Here is a 3,768-nt window from a genome sequence, read left to right as displayed (position 1 = left end):
CTACTGCCTACTGCCTACTGCCTACTGCCTACTGCCTACTGCCTACTGCCTACTGCCTACTGCCTACTGCCTACTGCCTACTGCCTACTGCCTACTGCCTACTGCCTACTGCCTACTGCCTACTGCCTACTGCCTACTGCCTATTACTCCACAAAAACAAATTCCTTGGCGTTGAACAACACGTGCGCCAGATCGACCCATGGGCGCTGCGCATCCGTGGTCGTGTACAACGTTTGCTGCTCGTTCAAAAACGCGGTCATCGCGGCCAGCTCTTCGGTCGTGGCCCGGCGGCCGAAGGCTTCCAGATACATCTGCTGCATGCGGTCGCCGTCGTTTTGTCCTGCCTCCGACAGAAGTCGCTTCGCCCACAGTTCGGCTTGCTCGGCGACGAAGGGGCTGTTGAGCATCACGAGCGCCTGCGCCGGGACGTTCGAGACCGTACGCCGGCCGATCGTCGTAAACGGCGTCGGATAGTCAAACGCCAACAACAGCGGCGATAAGAAGTTTCGCCGCACCTGCAAGTAGATGCTGCGGCGCCCCGCGCCGTCGAGCGGTCCGGACTCTTTCGGCCGGCCGCGACCGCTCATGAAGGGCGTCAGATGCGGCGGCACCCCAGGCCCGAACATCGTGCGATCGAGCCGGCCCGACACGGCCAGTACGGAGTCGCGAATGCACTCGGCTTCGAGCCGGCGGCGCGGCATGTGATGCCAGAGGCGATTCTCGGGATCCGCAGCCCGCGCAGCCGGGGCGGTTTGACCCGACATGCGGTACGCGCTCGATAGCACCAGCATCCGGTCGAGCGCCTTGAGCGACCAACCCTGGCGCATAAACTCCGCGGCCAGCCAATCGAGCAGCTCCGGATGCGAAGGCGTCTGGCCCATCACGCCAAAATCGTCGGGCGTGGGTACAAGGCCGCGGCCAAAATGCCTCTGCCAGACGCGATTCACGATCACGCGCGGAACGAGCGAGTTCGATCCATCCACCAACGACCGAGCCAACTCCAACCGTCCGCTCGAGTCGGCCGCCGCAGGATGTTCGCCGCCCCCAAGTATCTGCAGGCTTCGCCGCGGCACGCGCTCGCCCAGCGTCTTGTGATTGCCGCGAATGAAAACGGACTCGTCCTCGGGCGTTCCCTCGGCGATGGCCAGCGAACGACGAAATGCCGGCAGCCTGGCGACAAGCTGCTGACGCCGTCGGTCGATCTCCGCAAACGCCGCGCGGGCCTGTTCCCCAGCGCGCGCGAGGTTCGCGTCGTCGTGGTCCGCGGCCGCGATCGACAATAACGCGTTGACGATCGCGGCACGGTCGCCTTCATGATCGCGCGTTTCGGCGTCGATATCGGCGCGCGCCAGCCAGTCGTCGATCGCGGTGTCGAACAAACGACGATAGCTGGCCGCCAGGTCGGCGGGTGATTGTATCGCGGCGTTGTTTAACAGCGCTGCCACCAGCGCGTTGGCCTGCTCGGCTGCGGGAGGGTACTCGGCCTGCACGACCTGGTCCAGAGCCAACCAGCCGTCGCCGTCGTCGACGAGTTCGATGTAGGCGCGATGCCCAACCCATTTCTCGACGATCTGCTCGTGCCAATGCGGTGCGGGACCGCCGGAGGCGAATTCCAGCCCGCCATAGATCGGGTTTTGGATGAGTTGAAAACCGTCGAGGATCAGCCGCACCTTGCCGGCGGTGCCCCACAGGTGATAGTAAAGCCGCGGCTTTTCAATGGTGAACGTCGGCGAGCGGAGCACGCCGGGCAACTTGTCGGCGACAAGTCCGCTGTGCGCCGTCGGCGATCCTACGAGTTGCAACGTCATTGCGCCGGACGCGGCAGCACGCGGGGCCACATCGCCCGGTCGGGCAGGGCGCGTGCCGAAGGCCGGTCCCGTCGCGATCCAATCACCAAACGTCGGCCTATTGAAATCGGCGAGAGGCGAGCTTTGAAGTACACGTTTTTCGGCCAGGCGCTTATCCAGCGCCGCCGACAACTCGGCGCGACGGGCCACGAAATTGGCGTCGGCCGTCGAAGCGGGCGGGACATTCAGCGCCGCCAGAGGATGGAGCACGTGTGCCGGCGCGCGGGCGGCGTCGGCCAGCAGCTTCGATGCCGCATCAGCCGGAGTCGCTCCTTTGTTGAGCTCGGCCATGATCCGCGCGATCGCCGGCTCACGCGCGCTCTTCACGAAATCGGCAACCGCCGCCCGCTCGCGATTGCGAAGCTGGGAGAACTCGTCGAGAAGTGGCTGTAGTCGCGACGGATCATCGAGGAACGCTTGCTGATAGCGTGAGCTCTGCAGGTAGCCGGCCAGCGCGTAATAGTCCTTTTGCGTAATGGCGTCGAATTTATGGTCGTGGCAACGAGCACAACTGACCGTGAGCGCCAAGAACGTCTTGGCAAAGACATCAATCTGGTTGTCGATTCGCGTCGCTTCATCCTCGCGCACGTCGACCGGCGAGTGTCGCGCTTCGCCGAGGTAGAAAAACGCGGTGCCGATGAGTGACTCGTTGAATCCCTCCGTCGGATGCCGTCGCGGTGGATCGATCAGATCGCCGGCCACTTGCTCGATCAGGAACTTGTCATAGGGAATATTGGCATTGAACGCGCGAATCAAGTAATCCCGATACGGCCACGCGTTCGGGATTTCATAGTCGTGCTCGTGACCGTAGGTTTCGGCGAAGCGCGCGAGATCAAGCCAATGCCGGGCTTGCCGCTCGCCATAGTGGGGCGAGGCCAAGAGCCGGTCGACGACTTTTTCGTAGGCTTGTGGAGAATCGTCATTGAGAAAATCCTCGATCTCGGCAACGGTCGGAGGCAGCCCGAGCAAGTCGAACGTCACGCGGCGCAACCACACCGGTTTTTCGGCCGGAGGCGCAGGCGTTAGCTTACGCGCTTCGAGCGCGGCGAGGATAAAACGGTCGACGTCGGTGCGCGGCCAGCTGGAATTTGCGACTGTCGGCACCTGCGCGGCTTGCAGCGGTTGAAAGCACCAGTGCCGTGCACGCTCGGCGAAATTGAATGGGGCAGGCCCGGAAGTGGCGCCTGACGCTGCCGGCTTTTCCGCCGGCCACGGCGCGCCGCGTTTGACCCATTCGACGAGCGTCGCGATTTCTTCGTCAGGCAGCTTGCCCTTCGGAGGCATCTGATACGTTTCGCCGTAGCGAACGGCGTCGATCAGCAGGCTCTCGTCCGGCTTGCCAGGTGCGATGGCCGGGCCAGTATCGCCGCCGGCGAAAGCGGCCGCGCGCGAGTCGAGGTGCAGATTTCCCTTGGCCTTTTCACCTGCATGACATTCGTGGCAGCGTGCCACGAGCAATGGACGCACTTGCTTTTCGAAGAACTCGAGGTCGGCCGCCGTCGCAGTAGCGGCCACATCGGTCAGCGGCTCCTCCGAAAATGCCGTACGCGCTGCGGTCATCGCGACGAACAAGATCGCTAGCGGCACGTACGGCCACGCCTTGCAAATGGTGCCCCTCAGGATTCTTGCCGAACGAATCAACAGATAAATCCTGTTAGCAGGTTGTCGAGGCGGGAATGCGACGGCGGGCATACGGTCGAAATCGTAGATCCAGCGACCAACTCGACTATATCGCCACGGGACACGACGGTAAAGAAAATGCTCGCCTCTGGCATGGAGCTTCCGTTGCTTGACTGACCCTAGTCGCGGGCTAGGATAAGTCGCAGTTGGCCAGGAAATCGCTCGCATTCGCCCCCTATTTCTCGCGAGGAATCGACCATGCGCCGCTCCCTCTTTCGTGCCTTGGCCCTGTGCGTGACGC

Annotated in this window: 1 protein-coding gene; it reads right to left on the bottom strand. The window is 63.1% G+C overall.

Annotated elements, in window-relative coordinates; genetic code table 11:
• Positions 1-143: 143 nt before the first annotated feature.
• On the bottom strand, positions 144-3,434 hold the full coding sequence (locus tag VHD36_15555; GenBank protein HVU88737.1) for a PSD1 and planctomycete cytochrome C domain-containing protein: 3,291 nt from the start codon (positions 3,432-3,434) through the stop codon (positions 144-146).
• Between the last annotated feature and the right edge of the window lie 334 nt (positions 3,435-3,768).

The sequence above is a fragment of the Pirellulales bacterium genome, from assembly GCA_035546535.1.
Classification (GTDB): domain Bacteria; phylum Planctomycetota; class Planctomycetia; order Pirellulales; family JACPPG01; genus JACPPG01.
This window is presented reverse-complemented; position numbering and strand designations above follow the sequence as displayed.